The sequence below is a fragment of the Candidatus Thiosymbion oneisti genome, from assembly GCF_004359955.1.
In the GTDB taxonomy this organism is placed as follows: Bacteria; Pseudomonadota; Gammaproteobacteria; order Chromatiales; family Chromatiaceae; genus Thiosymbion; species Thiosymbion oneisti.
This window is the reverse complement of sequence record NZ_SMSC01000002.1, coordinates 17,938-38,641: the sequence shown is the minus strand read 5'-3', so window position 1 is coordinate 38,641 and position 20,704 is coordinate 17,938. Positions and strand designations below refer to the sequence as shown.

The window sequence follows — 20,704 nt, the reverse complement described above, 5'->3', positions numbered from 1 at the left end:
CAAAAGTTGCTCACCGGTTATCCACATCAAACCGTCAGGGTTCGCAACAGGTTTTTGTAATCTTCTTCAATAGTTATGTCACTTTCACGTAACTCCTTGATTTTTTTTGTTGCGTGGATCACCGTGGTGTGATCCCTTCCTCCAAAGGCACTGCCGATTTCAGGCAGGCTATGTTTGGTCAGCTCCTTAGTAAGTGTCATGGCAAGTTGGCGAGGTCTGGCGATCGATCTACTTCGTTTGTTGGAGGTCAGATCCGCAGACCTGATTTTGTAGTATTCCGCAACTGTCTTTTGAATGTTCTCTATGGTTACCTGCCTGTCTTGAGCAGCCAGCATGTCTCGAAGTGCATTCCTGGCAAACTCGAGGTTTATTGGAATACCGGTAAACTGTGAGTTTGCTACTAAGCGTCGTAATGCCCCCTCGAGATCTCGGATATTCGAGCGGACATGTCTCCCGACAAAGAAGGTAACGTCTTCCGGTAAGTCGATACCGATGTGGATCGCCTTATTTTGCAGGATGGCTACACGTGTCTCCAAGTCCGGAGGTTCAATCGCAACGGTAAGACCCCAACCGAATCTTGACTTTAATCTTTCTTCCAGCCCATTGACCTCTTTCGGGAACCGATCGCTTGATAACACAATCTGTTGTTTGGATTCGAAAAGGGCATTGAAGGTGTGAAAGACCTCTTCTTGTGATCGTTCCTTACCCGCGAAGAACTGGACATCATCGATAAGCAGCGTATTGACGGTTCGGTAGCGTTTTTTGAATTCCTCGATCCGATTATGCTGTAGGGATTTCACCATCTCAGTGACAAATCGTTCTGAGTGAAGGTAGGCTACATGTGCTGAGGGATTGTTATCCAACACCATATTTCCGATTGCATGCATTAGGTGGGTCTTTCCTAACCCGACACCTCCGTATACAAATAATGGGTTGTATACAGTCCCAGGGTTGGTGCCTATCTGAATCGATGCTGCCCTGGCTATTTGGTTCGATTTTCCTTCGACAAATGTGTCAAACGTAAACTCGGGGGTCAGGTTGCTTGCGGAGCGGTGTTCCCGGGACTTCACCTGAGGTACGAATGTATTTCCTCCCTTGGTTTCTGTTGGATCGCTAGGTCGTTGTAAGGTGCCGATCTCAAATAGGATTGTGTGGGTTTTCCCACCGCTCAGGTGGGAGCAGACCTCTATGATCCGTTGCTCATAGTGTTGTATGACCCAATTCCTTACGAAGTGGTTAGGGGCGTACAGCTTGAGCTGACCATTCTCTTCAGTTGCCTGGAGGGGGAGTATCCAGGTATTATACTCAGTTGTCGTCAGATCGCCTTTGAGGCGGGAGGCACATTGATTCCAGATTCCCACGGATATTCGATCTCTCTGTCTATAAGCCTGTTACTGGTGGAGATCCGCAGAAACCTGTATCGACTTTCAGTATATATCGAAGGATCTGCGGATTGTATGCCCGCATCGTGAAGATGGAAGTTTATATCGGTTTCCGTTACTTATCCACAAGCGTGGACCCCTAGAAAAGATTGCGGGAGATCTGTTTTTCCCTTAACCTGTTGTTTTTATTAATGTACTAGAGGCATTTTTAGGAAAAATGCTGGTTGTCGTTGACCTTACGGCCACTGAGAAAATATAATTCGAGCCTTTTCCAATCAGGTCACTTAGCGGCGAGTGAGCACTATGCTCCTTGAAATCGACAAATGAAAAGAACCTTCCAGCCAAGCCGGCTAAAGCGTGCCCGGACCCATGGTTTTCGTGCACGTATGTCTACTCGCGGTGGGCGTAAGGTACTAGCGGCGCGTCGTGCAAAGGGGCGTGCGTGTCTCTCAGCCTGATCACCAGGGCCCTCAGAGGAGTCCCCCTCAGAAGAGTCCTATAGATACGTGCTTTCCACACCAGGCGCGCCTAAGGCGATCAGGGGATTTTCGGAGTCTGTTTGCCCAACCGGTGACGTCGACTGATTCCTGCTTCGCGGTTTTCGCTCAGCGCAATGGTCGTAAACCGGGACGCCTGGGGCTTGCGATTTCAAAGAGATACGCTCGGCGGGCCGTTGACCGGAGCCGTATGAAACGCATTGTGCGTGAAAGCTTTCGTCAGCATCGCCATTCCCTGCAGGGTATTGATTTGGCAGTGCTCTGTCGTCCCCATGCCGTAACCTTGCCGAACAGCCGGCTCTTCTCCTCCCTAGCTGCACACTGGAAACGGGTTCGGGAACGATTATGCGTGGTCTGTTAGTTGGTCTCCTCCGTGGTTACCAATATTTAATCAGTCCGTTACTTGGGAGCCACTGTCGCTTCTATCCAAGCTGTTCCCATTACGCCGTTGAGGCGATTGAGACCTATGGGGCGCTGCGGGGTACCGGGTTTGCTTTGCAGCGCCTGCTGCGGTGTCATCCCTGGCATCCTGGTGGATATGATCCGGTCCCAGGAACATCCGACGATACCCCCCATGGTTAATCTGCGTCTCCTGTTATTCTTTGCGCTTGCTGTCGTCCTGCTACTGATCTATCAGGCATGGATGAAAGACTATGGACGTCCTGTTGTCCAGTCTGAGGCTGCACAGCAACCTCCTGTCCTGACTAAGGAGACCTCTGAGGTGGATGGTACCCCGGATATCTTGGAGATACCGGATGCGCCTACGCCGGCAGTGGCTGCCACACCTGTCCCATCCGTGCAAGCGGTGGGAAATGAAGACCTCATTCGCGTAGAAACCGACTTGTTGAAATTGGAGATCTCACGGCGGGGTGCCACTATCACCAGCGCTTGGCTGAAGGATTATGCCGTTGTAGCGGAGGATTCGGGAACCAGGTTCCGGCTGTTCAAGCCGAGTCCACCGAACATGTTCATCGCCCAATCTGGGCTCCTAGGGGGCAAGCAAGGGCAGTTACCAACACATCAGGCAACCTTTTCCAGTGCTCGCGACCACTTCATCCTTGGACCGAATGAAAATGAGCTGATTGTCGAACTGCTCTGGACCCACCCCTCTGGGGTTGAGGTAAAGAAGCGTTATAGATTCCAACGGGGCAGCTATGTCGTTCGACTTGTGCAGGTTATGACCAATAACACCGGCTCATCGCTGGCGATTCGCTCTTATGAGCAACTCCAAAGGACCGAGCTGGTTGACCCGAATGCCTCTCAGTTCATCTATACCTACACAGGAGGTGTGTACTACAGCCCGGAAGATAAGTATACCAAGGAATCCTTCGGTGACATGCGGGACAAGAAGCTGCAGCGCGTTGTTTCTGATGGCTGGATTGCCATGATCCAACACTACTTTATGTCTGCCTGGATTGCGCCTAGCGGCACCCTGGAAACCTTCTATACCAATGTCCTCAATGGGTCCCGCTATATCATCGGTAAGTACTCCGAGCCTGTGACGCTGCCTCCCGGTGTTACGCACAGCTTTGAGAACCGTCTCTTCATAGGACCCAAGTTGCAGGATACCCTTGTATCCATTGCACCTGGGCTGGAGCTTGCAGTCGATTATGGTTGGCTGACCATCCTGGCCCAACCTATCTACTGGTTACTCAGCAAGATTCACGCGGTGGTCGGTAACTGGGGTTGGGCCATCATTATCCTCACTATCCTGATCAAAGCGGCCTTCTATAAGCTGTCCGAGACCAGCTATAAGTCCATGGCCAACATGCGCAAGATGACGCCACGGATGCAGGCCCTCAAAGATCGATATGGAGATGATAAGCAACGCCTGAATCAGGCTATGATGGAGCTTTATAAGAAGGAGAAGATCAATCCCCTCGGCGGTTGCTTGCCAATCCTGGTGCAGATCCCTGTATTCATAGCCCTCTATTGGGTCTTGCTTGAGAGCGTTGAGCTCAGGCACGCGCCTTTTGCACTCTGGATCAATAACCTATCCAGCCCCGACCCCTACTTCGTGCTGCCCCTGGTCATGGGTGTCTCCATGTTCATTCAGCAGAAGCTCAATCCAACACCCCCGGACCCGATCCAGGCCAAGGTGATGATGAGCCTCCCTTTTGTTTTCACCATCTTCTTCGCCTTTTTCCCTGCCGGGCTTGTACTTTACTGGGTGGTTAATAACATTCTGTCCATTGCTCAACAATGGCATATTACCCGTAACGTCGAGAAAGCGGCGGCTAAGGCCAAGGCCTGAAGTAACTGTTTCGGTCTCCAGTTCTATTCCGGCAGGGATTGCCCGGATCCAGATGCTATGGATGGCAAAAACAGTCTAGAATGGGCAGTCTTTGCTACTTGGGGGAAGAAAGAGATGTGTCAAAATGTACGTAACTCGCTGGGGTAGGAACACACGATAGAAGAACTCTATTAAAGTTATTTGCAATTCGAGAATTCAGAAGATCGAATAGATGCCAGATTCTTGTTTCCATTGCAACTCGAGCAGTTCAACTCGTAAATGGAGCAACTAATCCTGCGGATGCTTTAATCGGAGATCTTGAAGCGGTACTTATAGTCGCAAATATGACTGATTGTCGTGGTCGAGGCCCATATTTTGCGGGAAATATTTCAGGGGCTTCCGGTTTTAAGCGCAACTTACGGGACCCCTATAATCAAGTGCAGCATGCTGTTGCTGGAATTGTTATAGGCTACCGACACGGATGGGTTGGGCATCATAAAATAAGGGTAATGGGAATCACTTTTCTCGGCAAATGAACGCAACTTGGTAGGTCGGGGTAGGCGCGCCTTGCGATTCGGGCATGGGCAACCGAGGCGGAACGCGCCGTAACCCGACATCCAAGGCTGGCCCGTGGCATCTTGTGTCGGGTTACGGCGCGTCCAAATCCTGGGACTTGACTGAACACCGAAGCACGCGCCTAGCCCGACCTACTATTCCGTGAAATGGCCGCAACACAGTCTCATCCCGAGCGGAGTGAGGGATCTTAAGATTCCTCGCTATGCTCGGATGATAGGTTTTCTCGTTCCCACGCGCCGCGTGGGAACGCGGAAGCTCCGCGCTGCGGAGAAAAGGTGGAAAGGCGGGATGCGCTACGCTTTCCCGCCCTACTATATGAATCAGAAGTAGGGTGATGTATTTGAAAGACTGATAGAATTTATTGAAGGATTGGAAACCGTGTTGTAAAGACGCCTGATAAGCCCATAAACCCGAATAACAAAAGGTTTGATAGGAAGCTCATCATACACATTAAGCGCTGCCTGGAAAGCGAGCATTGAATGGTACGGAGGCTTCTTAATTGGACTGTGAATAATGAATGTCAACGGCCCTTAATAGTTGCTGTGGCAGCACGGAGACCATAACGGCCATCGCTACACCGCCGGGCATTGGTGGTGTGGGTATTGTTCGTGTCTCCGGGCCCCTAGCTTCAGTTGTAGCTGAAGGTCTGATTGGCCGCGTACCTAAACCACGCTTTGCGACTCTGGCTGACTTTCATGCCCAGGACGGCGAGGTCATTGACCAGGGTATCGTCCTGTTCTTTCCTGCCCCCAGATCCTTTACCGGCGAGGATGTTTTGGAGTTGCAGGGACATGGAGGTCCGGTGGTCCTGGATCTACTCCTGCAACGTGCCCTGGAGCTGGGTGCCCGTCCGGCTTGCCCCGGTGAATTCAGTGAGCGGGCATTTCTGAACGGCAAGCTCGATTTGGCCCAGGCGGAGGCCGTGGCGGATCTAATTGAGAGCACCACCGAGGTAGCTGCGAGATTGGCTGGCCGCACCCTGCAAGGAGAGCTTTCGCGTCGGGTCGAAGGTCTGCTTGAAGGGATCGTTCATCTGCGTAGCTTCGTGGAAGCGGCCATCGACTTTCCTGATGAGGAGATCGACTTTATCGCCGATCCACAAGTCGAAGCCGATCTACAAGACCTGATCCATGATGCAAAAGGCTTGCTCACCAGCGCCCACCAGGGTCACCTGATCCGTGAGGGACTCGACCTGGTCATCGCAGGTCCCCCTAATGCCGGTAAATCGAGCCTACTCAATGCCCTTGCTGGGGTCGATGCCGCGATCGTCACTGATATCCCCGGCACGACCCGGGATCTGCTACGCCAGCAGATCCAGATCGGCGGTATGCCCCTGCACATCATCGATACCGCCGGGCTGCGCCCCGCACGGGACCCTATCGAGCAGGAAGGCGTTCGCCGTGCCCTTGAACAGATCGAGCAAGCCGATCATGTCCTTTGGGTCTTTGATGGGCAGTCCGACCCGGACCATAGGGACTTCGATGTAAGTAGGCTACCGGCCCATGTTCCCCTTACCTATGTGCGTAACAAGATCGATCTGACCGGAACCCCTGCGGGTCTCAAGCAGGGGCCTTCAGGACCGGAGGTTGCAATCTCCGCCCTTACGGGTGCCGGGGTGGATGTCCTATGTGAACACCTCAAGGCGATCTGCGGTTTTCCGGCATCCACCGAGGGCGTGTTTATGGCCCGAAGGCGTCATCTGGATGCCCTGGATCGAACGTTGGTTTGCCTGGATTCCGCGTTGGAGCTGCTGAGGCAGGCCCCTGCTGTGGAGCTGGTAGCGGAGGATCTGCGTCAGGCCCAGCGGGCCCTTGGGGAGATTACCGGAGAGTTTACGCCGGACGATCTGCTGGACCGGATTTTTTCCGGCTTTTGTATCGGTAAGTAATAGCTGTGGCCTCGATCCTGGTCCGGTCAGCTTGAATGTCGATATGACCAGTGGAGCTCAAGGCATGAAGGGCTTGTAACTGAAAAGATCCCGTAACTTCTTGCGCGCCCTTTTCATTTCGCTACGGGAAGCGGTTGTTTGGCACACATCCGCGTGGGACGGGACGTCCGGGAGCGCCGAGTCGTAAACACAGAAGGCACGCTCGCTATTCCCGTGCGTTAATCCCCGGATCGAGTCCACCCCGCCGGTCACAATTCCGAGGAACTCCCGATCGGTCTTTCCCTGGGCGTGATCTCGGGCCAGCTTGTTCTCGCCGATGGTTCTGATCCGCGTGTTCGTTGCGTGCGCCATGCGCTGAACCGAGAGCCCTTTGTCCTTGGCATCGGAAAAGGCGGCCTCTGTCACCTTCCCTGTTTTTTCATCGGTATGCAATGGGGAGTAGATCAGGCGGGCAACTTTCTCCGGGTTATCGACAGGACCGGGGGAATGGATACTGACGCTTTCGGATTCGCAGGAGCATCCGGGCCTGCTCTTCGATATTTGGCTGCAACGATCGTTAGGCACCCCCGCCTCTTGGAATACCTCTCGACAATCCATGGTAGTCAGAAATCATCGACGGTCATCACGATGACCTCCGCGAGGCGAGGAGGTAATGTTTGCGCGACTGGAACCTGGTCTTCTCCGTTTTCCTCGTCCGCGGAATCGGCGATGTAACAGTAGTAACCGCTGCCGTCGAAATCGATGCTTGCATAGCAGCCGTTGCCCTCCCAATAGAGACTGATCACGCCGGAGCCACTAATCATCGGCTTCGGTAGAGGGAATGTCGAAGGGAATTGCAGCAGAAAGCGTGCCGAATCCATTACCGTCGCCATGCTTGCGGTTTTTCCCCCGTAACCGTCCCAATTGTCAGGAAGACTTTGATATTCAGCAAGCTGTAACAACAACGCTTCTTTGGAATCGACTTTTACAGCAGAACTCCTTGTTATCCATCGAGTGTCCTGCTGCGTGCCGAAGCCTTGTTCAGGAATCACCGGAAACAACGAAGTTAGGACACCGCCGTATCGAGTGTTCTGCCACATGCTGAAGTCTTGTTCAGTGAAGATGGAGGTCAAGTCTCTAATCGAGCTGCTTCGATCCGAAGCTACCCCACACCCCTCATCTACAGGTGCGGTCCCACCAAATGAATAGTCATAGTTCAGCCTGGAAGAAGACAAAGTGGAGAAGGTTGGCGTAATTAGGTTCATTGTTGCCCTCCAAGGCCGATCCGTTCGCACACGGTGTCGTTTAGAAGCTCGCCCAGCAACTCTTTATTGGCCTTGTGAAGTTCGACCATATGATGGTGTAACCTGCTGCCATCGGCAGGCTCGAGTAATGAAGACTCATCGGTGGCTGGGCTATCAAGTAACGCACGGTGCGCAGTTGTTATCTGGATAAGACACTCGTTATTGACATCCACTACATCGACGTTGACATTATCAAGCCTGCGGTGGGCCGTTGGCGCGGCGAGCTGCTTGAAAAAGCCGTGATGGGAATTCCACAAGCCTTCCAATTCAAACACGTGCGCAGGGACGAACCGAGACCCTTCTCGCAACAGATGGCTTGCCCGAAATTGGTCACACGCGCCTGTTACCCGAAACTGATCGATATATTGAAGCCCGATCGCGGAGATTCCCCGTTCCTTGGCAAGAATGGGAACAAAGGGTGTCAATAGCTCCAACGCCTTGCGCCAAATATCGTTCCAACGGGTATAGATATGGCAGCTGACCACGAGGAAATTTTTCCGGACAACAAGTACCCATGCCTGTTGGCCGTTCGGTTGTAGGGCATCGAACATAACGCCCGCAAGTCGCGGTTTGGCTGGAGCCTGTCGCTCGGGTTCTACCGGATCAACGACGACATCAAATAATATCTCCTCTTGCTTGAGTACTCGAGGTAGTTTATCGCGTACTCTGGGATGCAGTGCCATCAGGAGTGTCAGAATGTCTTCCCGTAAGGGATCCCGCCACTCCAGGGCGAAGGATACGGTCTTGATGGCATGCCGATCCGCTATGGGAACAACGGTCACCATGTTTGGACCTACTTGGTAAATAATGTTTACAAAATATGTTAGCAGCAGAGACCTATGATGTCATTGTAGTCGGTGGCGGGCACGCGGGGACGGAGGCGAGTCTCGCCGCGGCGCGCCTCGGGGCGCGTACCCTGTTGCTTACCCACAACATCGAGACCATCGGCCAGATGAGCTGTAACCCGGCCATCGGGGGTATCGGCAAGGGCCATCTGGTCAAAGAGATCGATGCCCTCGGTGGACTGATGGCCCGTGCGACCGACGTAGCGGGGATTCAGTTCCGCATCCTCAATGCCCGTAAGGGTCCTGCCGTGCGTGCGACCCGTGCCCAGGCCGATCGTATGCTTTACAAGACGGCGGTACGGCGGGCACTCGAGTGTCAGGAAGGTCTGGACCTGTTCCAGCAGGCGGTGGACGACCTGTTGCTGGAGGATGGGCGGATCGCCGGTGTTCTCACCCAGATGGGCCTGACCTTCCGGGCATCTACCGTGGTGTTGACGGTCGGGACCTTTCTCGGGGGCCGCATACACGTCGGCCTTACGAGCTATGAGGGAGGACGCGCCGGAGATCCGCCCGCCAATGCCCTGGCCCGTCGGTTGCGTGAATTTCCTTTCCGGGTTGAGCGGCTCAAGACCGGGACCCCGCCTCGTATCGATGGGCGCAGCATCGACTACTCGGTGCTCCAGGAGCAGCCCGGTGACGATCCTGTGCCCGTCTTTTCCTTTCTCGGCCAAGCACAGGACCATCCGCGTCAGGTGAGCTGCCACATCGCCCGTACCAACGCTCACACCCACGAGATCATCCGCGCGGGTCTGTCACGCTCGCCTATGTTTACCGGGGTAATCGAGGGGACCGGGCCACGCTACTGCCCTTCGATCGAGGACAAGGTCGTGCGTTTCGCCGCCAAGGATTCACACCAGATCTTTATCGAGCCCGAGGGATTGCAGACTCGTGAGCTTTACCCCAACGGCATCTCCACCAGCCTGCCCTTCGATGTGCAGCAAGACCTGGTCCGCTCCATGCATGGCTTTGAACAGGCCCGTATCACCCGCCCCGGTTATGCAATCGAATACGACTTCTTCGACCCCAGGGACCTCGAGTGCTCGCTCCGGACCCGTTTCATCCCAGGGCTCTTTTTTGCCGGTCAGATCAATGGCACTACCGGCTATGAAGAGGCAGCGGCCCAGGGCTTGCTGGCCGGACTCAATGCGGCCTTGCAGGTCCGGGGCGATGAGCCTTGGTGCCCCCGTCGGGACCAAGCCTATCTGGGCGTGCTGGTGGATGACCTGATTACCCAGGGCACCAAAGAACCCTACCGTATGTTCACCAGTCGGGCCGAATACCGACTACTCCTGCGTGAAGACAACGCCGACCTGCGCCTGACCGAGACCGGCCGCCGATTGGGCCTGGTGGGGGACGAGCAGTGGCGGGCCTTCGAGCAGAAGCGTGAGACCATTGAGCGTGAACGTGCACGGTTGAGGGATACCTGGGTGCGTCCGCACGACCTTGACCCGGATCTGCTCCGCGAGACCCTTGGCGATGACCTCCGTCGCGAGAGCCGGGCACTGGATCTGCTCGCAAGACCTGGAGTGACCTACCACTCGCTCATGCGTCTACCCGGACTTGGTTCGGGCGTGGTGGATCCCAAGGCAGCGGAGCAGCTGGAGATCCAGTGTAAATACGCCGGTTACATCGGTCGTCAGCGTGAGGAGATCGACCGCCGGCAGGCCCAGGAGGCCCTATGTCTGCCTGCCGATTTCGACTTCGAGCACATCCGGGGCCTGTCCGCGGAGGTACGCGAGAAGCTGATCAGGGTCCGACCTGCGACCATCGGTCAGGCGGCCCGTATCCCCGGAGTTACCCCGGCAGCGGTCTCTCTACTCTTGATCCATCTGAAGCGGTGGTCGGGATAACTTGATTGATGTAGGGTTCGCTGTGTGGACCAGCTGGGTGATTTGGATTATTTTTCCTATACTCAATTCTGCCCATTGCCTCGTTGAGCACGGCACCAGCTTCGGTGTTCGGCTCGCTTTCCGTGCGGAATCTCGTTGAGACGGTGTGTGGTAAAGATCCACTCTAGTACCTAGTTTCGATCGATTCTGCTAGTTTTGGCGCCGGAGCGTGAAAGCCAAGCGTGTGAGCAAGCAGATACTATGAACTTGCAACATCGGTCAAAACTAGGTACTAGTATCCCGTTTCAGCAAAATTTTCCGGTAAAACCAGCGCTGTCATCTCGACCGAAGGGAGAGATCTTTAGCGAAGATACAACCATAAAGTCACAAGATTTCTCGCTTTGCTCGAAATAACAGGGATGGTTTTAACAGAAATTTTTTGTGAAACGATGTACTGGCTCGACAGGCCGGAAGCCGGTGACTGGTAGCTGGTAGCATCTTGTTGAGCGACATTCACGCGACTGAATAAGGGGAAAACCCATGGGATACAGAGGACCAGGACCGCTCGGAACGGATTACAACAACCCCATCCGTGAGCCGGGGGACTTCAACTTTGGCGGGTCAAGCTCCCCATGGTCCTCGGGTATTCGACAGGTACCGCTGGATCGTGACGACATCATTTTCCTTGTCGACTATATCGTCGCTGAGATGAACACCAATGCCCATAGTCCTTTTACAAAGGGCCTGGCCGCGCTCAACCGCTTTCCCCCCGATGACTGCATCGAGGATATCGGCAAGCTGCCGCCCGAGATGCAGCGGGTGCTGGCTGTCCTCGACCTGAGTGGCCTGCTTGCTCGGTGTGTGGGTAAACATCTTACCAATCGTAAGCTGGCATTGATTCTGTGGGCCGAGAAAGTGAAGGACAAAGCCGACTGGGATCATAAGCCCATAATCAAGCGCCGGTTTCCTTCGAGTATTTCGTGTTTCAACGATGAGCATCTATACGGCCATCATGTCTACAATCATGACATTTGGTCCAATATCCACTATGGATATGTCGGCATGGCCGCCGGATTCTCCGAATGGGAGTTGATTCTGGGCGCCGCCGTCGCACATGTCAGATCGAGATGGAATAATGCGGAGTTATTCGAAGAGCATCTGGATATTATCCTTGAAAAGCTCGGGGATAACCCGATGACCTGGGACGACCCAAAAGACAAGGCCGCAATCAATGTGGGCATCCGGCTCTACCAGTACCGACCCGAACGGGTAACCGTGCGGGACCTGATGGGCGAGGTCTGGTTCTCCCGCAACTCCCTTGCTATCCGACCCTATGACCCACGGTTTGACCGGGTTACATACTGAATTGCTTTTCAATTTCGGTCGCGACGGCAGACATACCACTTGGGCTCGAGCCTCTCGACCAGTACGCCGCCTCTAGAACAGGTATTGTGAACATCGTTCGGGTTATCCGTGGAGATATACACCAACGGCAGAAAGTAATCGTCGATGATGAACTCTATGACCAACTCATTGGAATAGAAGTCACGGTATGCCCCGGCCAACTCATATAAGGGTGACTCCGGTAAGCGGAATCCCTTTTTATCGGTGTCCTGGAGCTCGCTGGCGGACGAGTCGGCAAGTGCGATGAATTCGTCACGGTGAAGATAGAATGCCCTTGCCGTTTTCGAAGGTATCCACATTCCCGAGGACTTGACGACCAGCATGATGGCCAGGGGCAGGAAGCTAATGACATGGGGCCGTTCTCTTCTTATCAACCACCTGAACAGGGATACAACCACAACGATGATGCTCAGGATAAAGAGAGCAGCATCAGCGAGTATCACCAATATCGTAATCAAAAAGTATAAAGAGAATTCGATGGAGAACCAGGGGTGTATAAGTAGTATATGGAAAATCTGGAGGGGAACCCATCCGATTACGAGTATCAGCAGCAGCTTAGGGGCTTTGTTGGCGCTTTTTCTCATTTCTCTGGTCATCTGTGGAAGCCCCTGGAGTCGTTTCCTCGCCAAGACTCTGATGATTGCATGAATACCGATCCCGACGGTTGATCGATCAGATAGGGATGCCGGCACGCCGCCATCCCTGGCGGCTATTCCATCCGATTTTGCTGGTTGTCATTTCAACCGAACTGAATGCCTTTCAATTCCAGTCACGGAGACAAACATACCACTTGGGCTCGAGCCTCTCGATCAGTACGCCGCCTTCGGAACAGGTATCACGAACATCGTCTGGATTATCCGTGGAGATATACACTAACGGCAGAGAGTAGTCGGCGACGATGAACTCTATGACCAATGCCCCGGAAGGCCATGTACGGCCAGCCACGGCCGATTCATATAAGGGCGATTCCGGTAAGTGGCATCCCAGTCTATCAGCGTTCTGATGTTCGTTGACGAATGGATCGGCAAGCTCGATGAATTCGTCTCGGTGATGATAAAAGGCCATTTCCGTTCTCGAGGGTATGTGGATTGGCAAGAAATAGAAGACCAGCATGATGGCCAGGGGCAGGAAGGTAGCGACATGGGGCCGTTCTCTCCTTATCAACCACCTGAACGATGACAGGGTCACAATGACAATGTTAGAGACCAGGAGGACAACACCAGCGAGTATCACCAGTATTACAATCAGAAAATCAGAAAAAAATCCGATGGAGATCCAGGAGCTCAAGATCAGCCTGGCGAGAATGTAGAGGAGGACCCATCCAACCACGAGTATCAGCAGCAGCTTAGGGGTTTTCTTGGTATTTTTTTCCATTGTGATTCAAACTATTTCGTGGCCTTATTGAGGCTAGGTGAAAGGGAAACTACGAATCACGCGCATCGACGCGAATGTTCCGTAGGTACGGAATTTGATTTGCGCGGATTCGTGTGATTCGTCGTTTTCTTTCGTTTACTAGGGCTTGAACAATTGTTGTGAATGCCGGATGGTGTACTGATGTCCGACCGAGGGGCAGTCCGGACGCGATTGACGGCGGGTCTCGAACAAATGGGCATCGCCCTGAGCGGCGACCGGACCGACGTCATGGTCCGGTATCTTTTGCTTCTCCAACGCTGGAACCGGGCCTACAATCTGACTGCCGTGCGTGCACCCTTGGAGATGGTCTCGAAGCATCTGCTCGATAGCCTGTCCGTGCTCCCGTACCTCTACGGCGATAAACTCCTCGATGTGGGGACCGGTCCCGGCCTGCCGGGTATCCCGCTTGCGATCGCCGCGCCGGAGCGGACCTTTTATCTGCTCGACAGTAACGGCAAGAAGGTCCGGTTTCTGCACCAGGCAGTGATGGAGCTTGGACTTATGAACGCCGTTGTGATTCAAGCCCGGATGGAAGCGTATCTCCCAGGGAGGGAATTCGCTACCATTGTCAGTCGGGCGGTAGCCTCGGTGCCTGATCTCTTGGGCCTGATGGCGCGCCTGCCCGCGCGTCCCATACGCCTTCTGGCAATGCAGGGGAAGCGACCGGCGGGCACCGAGCTCCGAGGGTTGGAACCGAGCCCGGACACCTTAAGCGTTCACCCGATTGAAGTGCCCTTTCTCAGTGCCGAACGCCATCTGATCGAAGCGCATTACAACTGAAACTATGGTACGGACGATCGCCATCGCTAATCAGAAGGGCGGTGTAGGCAAGACCACCACCGCTGTCAATCTGACCGCCTCCTTGGCCTCCATGGGGCGCCGCATACTGCTTGTGGACATGGATCCCCAGGGTAATGCCACCATGGGTTGCGGCGTGGACAAGAACAGCCTGGCGAGCTCCGCTTGTGACCTCATGCTCGGGAACCGGGTCTTCCGGGAATGCCTCGAGCACATCGAGGAACCGGCGCCCGGCTTCGACCTGCTGCCCGCCAACGGCGACCTGACCGCCGCTGAAGTCGGGCTCATGCGTTCACCCCAGCGTGAACGGCGGTTGGCCCACCTGTTGTCCGAGTCGGGAGAGGACTACGAGTTCATCGTCATTGACTGCCCGCCGTCGCTTAATATGCTGACTGTCAATGCCCTGGTGGCCGCGCAGGGTGTGCTGATTCCGATCCAGTGCGAATATTACGCCTTGGAGGGGCTATCGGCGCTCCTCCAAACGATCGACCAGATCCGCTCGAATCGCAATGGTGCACTGGCGATCGAAGGTATCCTGCGTACCATGCACGATCCGCGCAACAACCTGGCCAACCAGGTATCGACCCAGCTGATCACCCATTTCAAAGATCAGGTTTACCGTACCATCATCCCGCGCAACGTCCGACTCGCCGAGGCCCCGAGCCACGGTCAGCCGGCCATGCTCTATGATAAGACCTCCAGCGGCGCGGTCTCCTATCTGGCCCTGGCCGGCGAGATCCTGCGCCGACAGGAGAAACGCCATACCACGGCCGTGGGAAAACCGGTCGCGGGACCATAAAGAGAGGCTAGATCCAACCCATGTCTACGAAGAAAAAGGGCCTCGGTCGTGGCCTGGATGCACTGCTCGGCGGAATACCGGAGCCGGAATCCGGTGCCGGTGCCGGGGATGGTGAGACAGAGACGGAGGGGGAGGTCCCGGTAGTCTCGGAGGTTACCAGCCTTCCGATCGACGTGATTGCGCATGGACGCTACCAACCCCGACATGAGTTCGACCCGGACAGTCTGCGCGAGCTGGCGGACTCCATCGCCGCCCAGGGTGTGATTCAGCCTATCGTGGTGCGCCCGGTCGGTGCCGGACGTTACGAGATCGTCGTTGGGGAGCGGCGTTGGCGGGCCTCCCAGCAAGCGGGCCTCACGGAGATACCCGTGGTGGTACGGGAGGTAGACGAGCAGTCCGCTATCGCCATCGCCCTGATCGAGAATATCCAGCGGGACGACCTCAATCCGCTGGAAGAAGCAGGGGCCCTGGAACGCCTGCTGACCGAGTTCGAACTGACCCACCAACAGGTTGCGGAAGCGATCGGGAAGTCCCGCACCATGGTGACCAATCTGCTGCGCCTGCTGGAGCTGAACGACGACGTCAAGCAGTACCTCCGGGACAAGCATCTGGAAATGGGGCATGCGCGGGCGCTCCTGGGGTTGCGTGGACCGGGGCAGAGCGAGGCCGCTAGCCGGGTCGTCTCCCACGGACTGTCCGTGCGGGAGACCGAGAAGCTGGTGCGCCGCCTGCAGGCAGCGGGTCAGGATCAGCCCGCGACTGTAGCCTCCGAGCCGACGCAGGACCCCGATATACGGCGACTGCAGGACGATCTCGGTGAACGGCTCGGGGCCCAAGTCCGGATCAGGCACGGCAGCCGGGGTACGGGCAGGCTGGTCATCGCGTACAACAGCCTTGACGAGCTCGATGGGATCCTTGCTCATATAAAGTAGGGTTATTGTCATGCAGATTCGGCGATCTGCCGAGGGCGAAGTCCTACTCATATCGCTCGGCCTTGGTGGCTTCCATCTAATGTCTAACGAGTAGGATCTTCACGGAAGAGTTAGCCGCAAATCAACGCAAATGGACGCAAATAAACACAACGGGATGGAGAGCCGTCGATGATGGCAAGCCGATTCCGGCCGATTTGCGTTCATTCGCGTTCATTTGCGGCAAAAACGACTGGTCATCATGGTGCTCGACATCGGCCCCCGAGGAGACATTTACAAATGACTGCGAACGTTCAGATCATCGAGCGTGATGGCGTACCCGAGTACGCAGTCACACCCTACGAGGAATATGAAGAGCTGGTCCGGCTGTCGGAACAGATGCAGGACATCCAGGCCTACGACACCGCCATGGCAGATGCCGGAGAGACGGTGCCGCATGCAGTGATGCAGCGCCTCGTAAATGGCGATTCACCCCTGCGTGTTTGGCGTGAGTACAGAGAATTCACACAGGCCGCACTGGCCCAGAAGGCCAGTATCGACAAGACCTACCTCTCGCAGATCGAGACCGGGCGCAAGCAGGGCTCAGTCGCGGCCTTGGCGCAACTCGCGTCCGCACTCTCCGTGGATGTGGATGATCTGATCGATCCCGGGATGTTGGACGGACTGGAGCGTGTAGGCTGATCGCGTTGGATCATCGGTTAGACTTTAGCTCATACCCAGTAAGAGAATCCACCACCGATGTCGACCGTCACCGTTTCCGATAAGCCCGCGTAGGTCGGGTAAGGCGCGCCCGTTGTAACCGCGTTGGCCGCGGTGATTGGCGCGCCGTCACCCGACGCAAGATGGCAAACTACGCCGTATCGAGTGGCGGCCGTTGGGTGGTAGCCATCCCGTCGCCCTGGCCTGCCCCGACCTACGCGAGCTACGATATGCTTGCTCGGTGATCAAGAGCTACCGCGACAAAGCAACACGCAAGATCGCCGAAAGGCTGCGTTCCCGGCGACTTCCGGGCGACATTCAACAGCGTGCCATGATGCGCTTGGAGCGCATCAATGCGGCGGAAGCACTCGACGACCTTCGCGTTCCGCCGTCGCACCGGCTCGAAGTCTTGCGCGGAGACCGTACCGGTCAGCATAGCATTCGCATCAACGATCAATGGCGTATTTGCTTTGAATGGCGCGATGGCCACGCCTATGACGTTGAGATTACCGACTACCACTGAAACCGTACCCACCATGACCGAGCAGCTTCCTCCGAATCACCCCGGTCGCCACTTGGCCGAGTTTCTCGACGAGTATGAGTTGACCCTTTACCGACTGGCCAAGGATATCGGCGTGCAGCCAACCCGAATCGATCAGATTGTGAAGGGAAAACGCAGCATCACAGCCGATACCGCGTTGCGCCTGGGACGTTTTTTCGGCACGACGCCGGCGTTCTGGATGAATTTGCAGACCAACTACGACTTGGTCATTACCGGCGCCGAGCTGGGGGATTCACTGACAGGTAAACCCTGACCGGTGACTTCCGTCACGCCGCAATGATCCGGAACTCTGTTGCTTTGGCGACTGGACGCACATGTCGTTTTTCGCGCCGCATGTTGACAATACCGTAATTGGACAGGGTCTTCAGCGTGCGAGAGAGACTTCCAGACTTGCGACCCGTAGCCTTCGCTAAAGCAGAGATCGATTCCGGCTTCATTTCTGCGATCAGCTTCAGCAGTGCGCGATTTTCGTCGCTCAGAACCTCGGCAAGCGACGCCATCGAAGTGAACCAAACCTTGGGTTCTCCCGGCTTGGGCCTGTACTCGCCACGCGCGATGGCCGACATCCGCGCACGGATCTTCTCTTGCGGCATGATACCGATCACAATGGCCGTCACCGCCTCATAACCTCCCGCAACATGCGGTCGACTTCCGCGAATTCGATTCCGGAACCCCTATGCATGGCTCATCGTATCAGCCGCTAGTGACGTTCGCCAGGACCGTAGGTTGGGGTGAGGGACGAACCCCAACGATTTGTTGGAGTTCGCAAGCTTGCCCCAACCTACGAGCTGCCCCACGGTAACGTTAGGATTTCCCGGCGTCGATTTCGGTGATCGCGATGGATCGACCGGTACTTCCGAATGGAGTGAGCGATGGATAAGACAAAGGAATCCATCACCGATATCAACCGTCACCATCTCTGATAAGGGCCAAGTTGTTATCCCCACGACGATCCGCCGCCGACTCGGCATCGCTCCCGGCAGCAAGCTGGACTTCGAGCTGGAGGGAGATAGCATCCGCATCCGGCTGGGCAAGGCTATTCGCCCATCGCGGGTCGAGGACGGCTATGGGTTGCTGCGCTACGAGCGGCCCGGAGAACGGCGGCTCGCGGACTTCGATGTCGCAGCAGCCATGCGGAACCAAGATGCCGGTGGAGCCAGGGATCGGGATGATGATTGCCCTTGATACCAACATCCTCGCTCGCTTCTATATCGACACACCGGCGTTCTACGCGTTGATGCGGTTCGCGGCTTGCCCCCTGTCTACTCTCTTGTCCCATCCCTGGAAGATCGGTAGGCTGCACAGGCAGGCGTTCCTGGGGTGGCCGGCAGGCGCTCACCGCATCCTACGGGCTAACGTTATGCGCCAAAGTAGGAACATGAGAACAGCATCATCAGAGAGGGAATAAATGCCAACCTTTGCTGAAGCGAAATCGAACTTCGATACAGAGTACGGAAAGGCAAAGGAATTTGCCGCCTCTCTTGTCCCTGTTGATGGAAAAACCAAGAAGAATATTTCCATCCACAATGCCGAAGGGGAAGCCCTGGAAGAGTTCTATAAATGGCAGTTCATTTATGGGCTCATTTATAGCGGCCTTTACGCCAAGGACTATATTGGAACCGAGGTTCGCTTCCCGAAGGGTAACAAGGCATCCGCCCCGCTTCGTCTCGACGGGGCTATCTTTGATGATCCGGCGTGGCTCGATCACTACGACGACTATTGGCAGCAACGCCGCTCGCGGGACCTTGAATGGCTCAACGCGCACCTTCTCGCCGTGATCGAATTCAAGCGCGATGACAAGGAGATCGAGAAAGTCTTCAGCGGACAGATTAAACCCGCGATGAAAGAAAAGGACCCTGCCATTGCTTATGTACTTGGCATATATTACGACCGCGAGCGCCTCTACCTTTTCCACCGCCGAGACGGGTTATTCCTCCGGTATGACGAAGCCAAGAACCAGAAAGGCAAGAACAGCAAGGTAGGCGACCTTTCCCTTCATCTGCCAGACCCTTACATCTATATCCCCTCCTTCGGTGATCTTCACAACCGAGTCCATCGCCCCGCTCAGATTGACCGCAGTCGTCGCGCCTATACTGAACTCGATGTAATCACCTCTATAGCCACTGTCCAGCTTCAAACCGCCCTCTCCGAGGTCTTGCGTACCCTCGACAAGGCCGGACTTGTGAACCAACGCGGCTATCAAATCCTCATTGAAACCTTCGCTCTCAAAATCTTTGACGAAAAGCGCAATGAGAAATACCCAGAGAAGAAACTGGAGTTTTTCATCACGAACTCCGAGGTGGTGTTTCATGCTCTCAGCGACAGGCCAATTCAGGATTTCATCAAACGCATGAAAGGCATCCGCGACGAAGCTGCTGACCAGTATCAGAAAATCCTCAACGCCGACGCCACCATTAACTGGAAGAACGCCAACCACGTAAGGGCCGTTGTCGCCGTTTGTCATGCCTTCCAGGACTTCTCCTTTATCAAGTCTGCTAACAGCGACCTTTATCAACTCGTCTTTTACAACTTCGCGAACGCCTTCAAGCGCGACGAATCCGCGCAATTTCTCACGCCCCTCCCTGTGATTGACTTCCTCGTGAAAATCGTCAACCCGCGCGATGGCGAAACGGTCATTGATCCCTGCTGCGGCATAGCCGATTTCCTCTCCCTCTCGTTCGTCAACGCGTCGCGAAAGGACAAGGCCTGGCAGCTCGACGATGCCAATATCTATGGCGTGGATCTCGACGAAAACATGATTATGCTCGCCACGCTCAATATGCTGCTCAACGGCGATGGCGAGGCCAAACTCCACTACCGGCATACCCCCGGCTCGATTCTCACGAAATTTGCCAAAGGCAATCCGCCCGTCCTTGTGGACCTTATTCCCGACCGCCACAAGTCCGGCGCCTGGCGCGACTGGGCCGACAATACCCGCCTCATGCGGTTCGATGTCGTCCTCACCAATCCGCCCTTCGGCGAAGATCGCGCATACCGGCCCCGCAACGACCAGGAACGCCGCATTATTGAAATGTATGAGACATGGAATCTATCAGGCGGGGGCGACAACATTGACCTTGGCGTTGTCTTCCTCGAAAACGCCTATCGAATTCTCAAGCCGGAAGGCCGTCTCGGTATCGTCCTTTCCAACTCTATCGCCTCGATTAACCGCTGGAGGCAAGTGCGCGAATGGCTCATGGACCGGATGCGGATTGTCGCCCTTTTTGATCTTCCCGCGAACGTCTTCGCCGAGACGGGGGTTAACACAACCCTTGTCGTCGCCTACAAGCCCAAGAGTTCCGCCGTACTCGAGAGGCTTGTGGAATCGGACTATTCCGTCTTCACGCGCGACATCCGGCGCGTCGGCTACGAGAAGCGAACCAGCAAGCGCAACGTTTTCTTCAATCCCGTCTATCGCATGGATGAAACCACCTTCGAGGTGATGACCGACATTGAAGGCAACCCCATCCTCGACGAGGATTTCACCCAAACTATCGCCGACTTCCGGCAATGGTCGCTCGGGCAGGAAGAAACCCTTCAGCGCCTATTTTGCAAGGAGGCGTGAGC

General features: G+C 55.3%; 22 protein-coding genes. 15 read left to right on the top strand and 7 right to left on the bottom strand.

The window, feature by feature from the left end; genetic code table 11:
* Nucleotides 1-26: 26 nt before the first annotated feature.
* Complete coding sequence (gene dnaA / locus E1958_RS01190; protein ID WP_133510245.1) at nt 27-1,361, bottom strand: chromosomal replication initiator protein DnaA; 1,335 nt, start codon at nt 1,359-1,361, stop codon at nt 27-29.
* A 344-nt stretch (nt 1,362-1,705) separates the two neighbouring features.
* Here dnaA and rpmH point away from each other — a divergent pair, with 344 nt between their 5' ends.
* The 5 genes from rpmH (at nt 1,706) to mnmE (ending at nt 6,576) form a co-directional block, all read left to right on the top strand.
* Nucleotides 1,706-1,840 carry a 50S ribosomal protein L34 gene (gene rpmH / locus E1958_RS01185; protein ID WP_089729485.1) on the top strand — a complete coding sequence of 45 codons (135 nt, stop codon included), beginning with the start codon at nt 1,706-1,708 and terminating at the stop codon, nt 1,838-1,840.
* A complete protein-coding gene (gene rnpA, locus E1958_RS01180; RefSeq protein WP_341765477.1) occupies nt 1,809-2,240 on the top strand; it encodes a ribonuclease P protein component in 432 nt (143 codons plus the stop codon). Before rpmH ends, rnpA begins: the two co-directional genes overlap by 32 nt.
* The gene (yidD, locus tag E1958_RS01175; RefSeq protein WP_089729482.1) at nt 2,225-2,461 is read left to right on the top strand and encodes a membrane protein insertion efficiency factor YidD; all 237 of its coding nucleotides are present in this window, start codon (nt 2,225-2,227) and stop codon (nt 2,459-2,461) included. Before rnpA ends, yidD begins: the two co-directional genes overlap by 16 nt.
* Nucleotides 2,454-4,133 (top strand): membrane protein insertase YidC, encoded by a 1,680-nt coding sequence (gene yidC, locus E1958_RS01170; RefSeq protein WP_133510244.1) that lies wholly within the window; start codon nt 2,454-2,456, stop codon nt 4,131-4,133. Before yidD ends, yidC begins: the two co-directional genes overlap by 8 nt.
* 1,072 nt (nt 4,134-5,205) lie before the next feature.
* A complete protein-coding gene (gene mnmE, locus E1958_RS01165; RefSeq protein ID WP_133510243.1) occupies nt 5,206-6,576 on the top strand; it encodes a tRNA uridine-5-carboxymethylaminomethyl(34) synthesis GTPase MnmE in 1,371 nt (456 codons plus the stop codon).
* Nucleotides 6,577-6,633: 57 nt separating this feature from the next.
* On the opposite strand, the gene E1958_RS01160 is transcribed toward mnmE, so the two are convergent.
* The 3 genes from E1958_RS01160 to E1958_RS01150 are packed head-to-tail and all read right to left on the bottom strand — an operon-like array spanning nt 6,634 to nt 8,644.
* Entirely contained in the window at nt 6,634-7,140 is a 507-nt protein-coding gene (locus tag E1958_RS01160; protein ID WP_133510242.1) for a hypothetical protein, read from the bottom strand.
* Between the two features lie 38 nt (nt 7,141-7,178).
* Nucleotides 7,179-7,820 (bottom strand): hypothetical protein, encoded by a 642-nt coding sequence (locus tag E1958_RS01155; protein ID WP_133510241.1) that lies wholly within the window; start codon nt 7,818-7,820, stop codon nt 7,179-7,181.
* Nucleotides 7,817-8,644, bottom strand: a complete 828-nt coding sequence (locus tag E1958_RS01150; protein WP_133510240.1) for a TIGR04255 family protein — start codon at nt 8,642-8,644, stop codon at nt 7,817-7,819. Before E1958_RS01150 ends, E1958_RS01155 begins: the two co-directional genes overlap by 4 nt.
* A 35-nt stretch (nt 8,645-8,679) precedes the next feature.
* Here E1958_RS01150 and mnmG point away from each other — a divergent pair, with 35 nt between their 5' ends.
* Together mnmG and E1958_RS01140 are read left to right on the top strand one after the other, a co-directional pair.
* The gene (gene mnmG, locus E1958_RS01145; protein ID WP_133510239.1) at nt 8,680-10,554 is read left to right on the top strand and encodes a tRNA uridine-5-carboxymethylaminomethyl(34) synthesis enzyme MnmG; all 1,875 of its coding nucleotides are present in this window, start codon (nt 8,680-8,682) and stop codon (nt 10,552-10,554) included.
* A gap of 519 nt (nt 10,555-11,073) precedes the next feature.
* The gene (locus E1958_RS01140; protein WP_133510238.1) at nt 11,074-11,898 is read left to right on the top strand and encodes a polymorphic toxin type 44 domain-containing protein; all 825 of its coding nucleotides are present in this window, start codon (nt 11,074-11,076) and stop codon (nt 11,896-11,898) included.
* A gap of 8 nt (nt 11,899-11,906) precedes the next feature.
* Here the strand turns inward: E1958_RS01140 and E1958_RS01135 are convergent, their stop codons facing one another.
* Nucleotides 11,907-12,629, bottom strand: coding sequence for a hypothetical protein (locus tag E1958_RS01135; protein WP_133510237.1), 723 nt, complete (start codon nt 12,627-12,629; stop codon nt 11,907-11,909).
* Nucleotides 12,630-12,696: 67 nt separating this feature from the next.
* Nucleotides 12,697-13,311, bottom strand: a complete 615-nt coding sequence (locus tag E1958_RS01130) for a hypothetical protein (protein ID WP_133510236.1) — start codon at nt 13,309-13,311, stop codon at nt 12,697-12,699.
* A 180-nt stretch (nt 13,312-13,491) separates the two neighbouring features.
* Here E1958_RS01130 and rsmG point away from each other — a divergent pair, with 180 nt between their 5' ends.
* The 6 genes from rsmG (at nt 13,492) to E1958_RS01100 (ending at nt 17,390) form a co-directional block, all read left to right on the top strand.
* Nucleotides 13,492-14,130, top strand: a complete 639-nt coding sequence (gene rsmG, locus E1958_RS01125) for a 16S rRNA (guanine(527)-N(7))-methyltransferase RsmG (RefSeq protein ID WP_133510235.1) — start codon at nt 13,492-13,494, stop codon at nt 14,128-14,130.
* Nucleotides 14,131-14,134: 4 nt separating this feature from the next.
* The gene (locus tag E1958_RS01120; protein WP_133510234.1) at nt 14,135-14,947 is read left to right on the top strand and encodes a ParA family protein; all 813 of its coding nucleotides are present in this window, start codon (nt 14,135-14,137) and stop codon (nt 14,945-14,947) included.
* 20 nt (nt 14,948-14,967) lie between these two features.
* Nucleotides 14,968-15,879, top strand: a complete 912-nt coding sequence (locus E1958_RS01115; RefSeq protein ID WP_133510233.1) for a ParB/RepB/Spo0J family partition protein — start codon at nt 14,968-14,970, stop codon at nt 15,877-15,879.
* A gap of 276 nt (nt 15,880-16,155) precedes the next feature.
* On the top strand, nt 16,156-16,557 hold the full coding sequence (locus tag E1958_RS01110; protein ID WP_133510232.1) for a helix-turn-helix domain-containing protein: 402 nt from the start codon (nt 16,156-16,158) through the stop codon (nt 16,555-16,557).
* Nucleotides 16,558-16,816: 259 nt separating this feature from the next.
* Nucleotides 16,817-17,098 carry a type II toxin-antitoxin system RelE/ParE family toxin gene (locus tag E1958_RS01105; protein ID WP_133510231.1) on the top strand — a complete coding sequence of 94 codons (282 nt, stop codon included), beginning with the start codon at nt 16,817-16,819 and terminating at the stop codon, nt 17,096-17,098.
* 13 nt (nt 17,099-17,111) lie between these two features.
* Nucleotides 17,112-17,390 (top strand): HigA family addiction module antitoxin, encoded by a 279-nt coding sequence (locus E1958_RS01100; protein ID WP_133510230.1) that lies wholly within the window; start codon nt 17,112-17,114, stop codon nt 17,388-17,390.
* A 13-nt stretch (nt 17,391-17,403) separates the two neighbouring features.
* Here E1958_RS01100 and E1958_RS01095 read toward each other — a convergent pair whose 3' ends face one another.
* Nucleotides 17,404-17,754 carry an HVO_A0114 family putative DNA-binding protein gene (locus tag E1958_RS01095; RefSeq protein ID WP_133510229.1) on the bottom strand — a complete coding sequence of 117 codons (351 nt, stop codon included), beginning with the start codon at nt 17,752-17,754 and terminating at the stop codon, nt 17,404-17,406.
* Between the two features lie 154 nt (nt 17,755-17,908).
* On the opposite strand from E1958_RS01095, the gene E1958_RS01090 reads away from it, so the two are divergent.
* The gene (locus tag E1958_RS01090; RefSeq protein ID WP_207787794.1) at nt 17,909-18,322 is read left to right on the top strand and encodes an AbrB/MazE/SpoVT family DNA-binding domain-containing protein; all 414 of its coding nucleotides are present in this window, start codon (nt 17,909-17,911) and stop codon (nt 18,320-18,322) included.
* Between the two features lie 223 nt (nt 18,323-18,545).
* Nucleotides 18,546-20,702, top strand: coding sequence for an HsdM family class I SAM-dependent methyltransferase (locus tag E1958_RS01085; RefSeq protein ID WP_133510228.1), 2,157 nt, complete (start codon nt 18,546-18,548; stop codon nt 20,700-20,702).
* The last annotated feature ends 2 nt before the right edge of the window (nt 20,703-20,704 follow it).

Excerpts from the sequence above, each read along its gene's own strand:
- rpmH (WP_089729485.1), top strand. The coding sequence starts at position 1,706 with ATGAAAAGAACCTTCCAGCCAAGCCGGCTAAAGCGTGCCCGGACCCAT.
- yidD (WP_089729482.1), top strand. The coding sequence starts at position 2,225 with ATGCGTGGTCTGTTAGTTGGTCTCCTCCGTGGTTACCAATATTTAATC.
- yidC (WP_133510244.1), top strand. The coding sequence starts at position 2,454 with ATGGTTAATCTGCGTCTCCTGTTATTCTTTGCGCTTGCTGTCGTCCTG.
- mnmE (WP_133510243.1), top strand. The coding sequence starts at position 5,206 with ATGTCAACGGCCCTTAATAGTTGCTGTGGCAGCACGGAGACCATAACG.
- E1958_RS01155 (WP_133510241.1), bottom strand. The coding sequence starts at position 7,820 with ATGAACCTAATTACGCCAACCTTCTCCACTTTGTCTTCTTCCAGGCTG.
- E1958_RS01150 (WP_133510240.1), bottom strand. The coding sequence starts at position 8,644 with ATGGTGACCGTTGTTCCCATAGCGGATCGGCATGCCATCAAGACCGTA.
- mnmG (WP_133510239.1), top strand. The coding sequence starts at position 8,680 with ATGTTAGCAGCAGAGACCTATGATGTCATTGTAGTCGGTGGCGGGCAC.
- E1958_RS01140 (WP_133510238.1), top strand. The coding sequence starts at position 11,074 with ATGGGATACAGAGGACCAGGACCGCTCGGAACGGATTACAACAACCCC.
- E1958_RS01130 (WP_133510236.1), bottom strand. The coding sequence starts at position 13,311 with ATGGAAAAAAATACCAAGAAAACCCCTAAGCTGCTGCTGATACTCGTG.
- rsmG (WP_133510235.1), top strand. The coding sequence starts at position 13,492 with ATGTCCGACCGAGGGGCAGTCCGGACGCGATTGACGGCGGGTCTCGAA.
- E1958_RS01120 (WP_133510234.1), top strand. The coding sequence starts at position 14,135 with ATGGTACGGACGATCGCCATCGCTAATCAGAAGGGCGGTGTAGGCAAG.
- E1958_RS01115 (WP_133510233.1), top strand. The coding sequence starts at position 14,968 with ATGTCTACGAAGAAAAAGGGCCTCGGTCGTGGCCTGGATGCACTGCTC.
- E1958_RS01110 (WP_133510232.1), top strand. The coding sequence starts at position 16,156 with ATGACTGCGAACGTTCAGATCATCGAGCGTGATGGCGTACCCGAGTAC.
- E1958_RS01100 (WP_133510230.1), top strand. The coding sequence starts at position 17,112 with ATGACCGAGCAGCTTCCTCCGAATCACCCCGGTCGCCACTTGGCCGAG.
- E1958_RS01085 (WP_133510228.1), top strand. The coding sequence starts at position 18,546 with ATGCCAACCTTTGCTGAAGCGAAATCGAACTTCGATACAGAGTACGGA.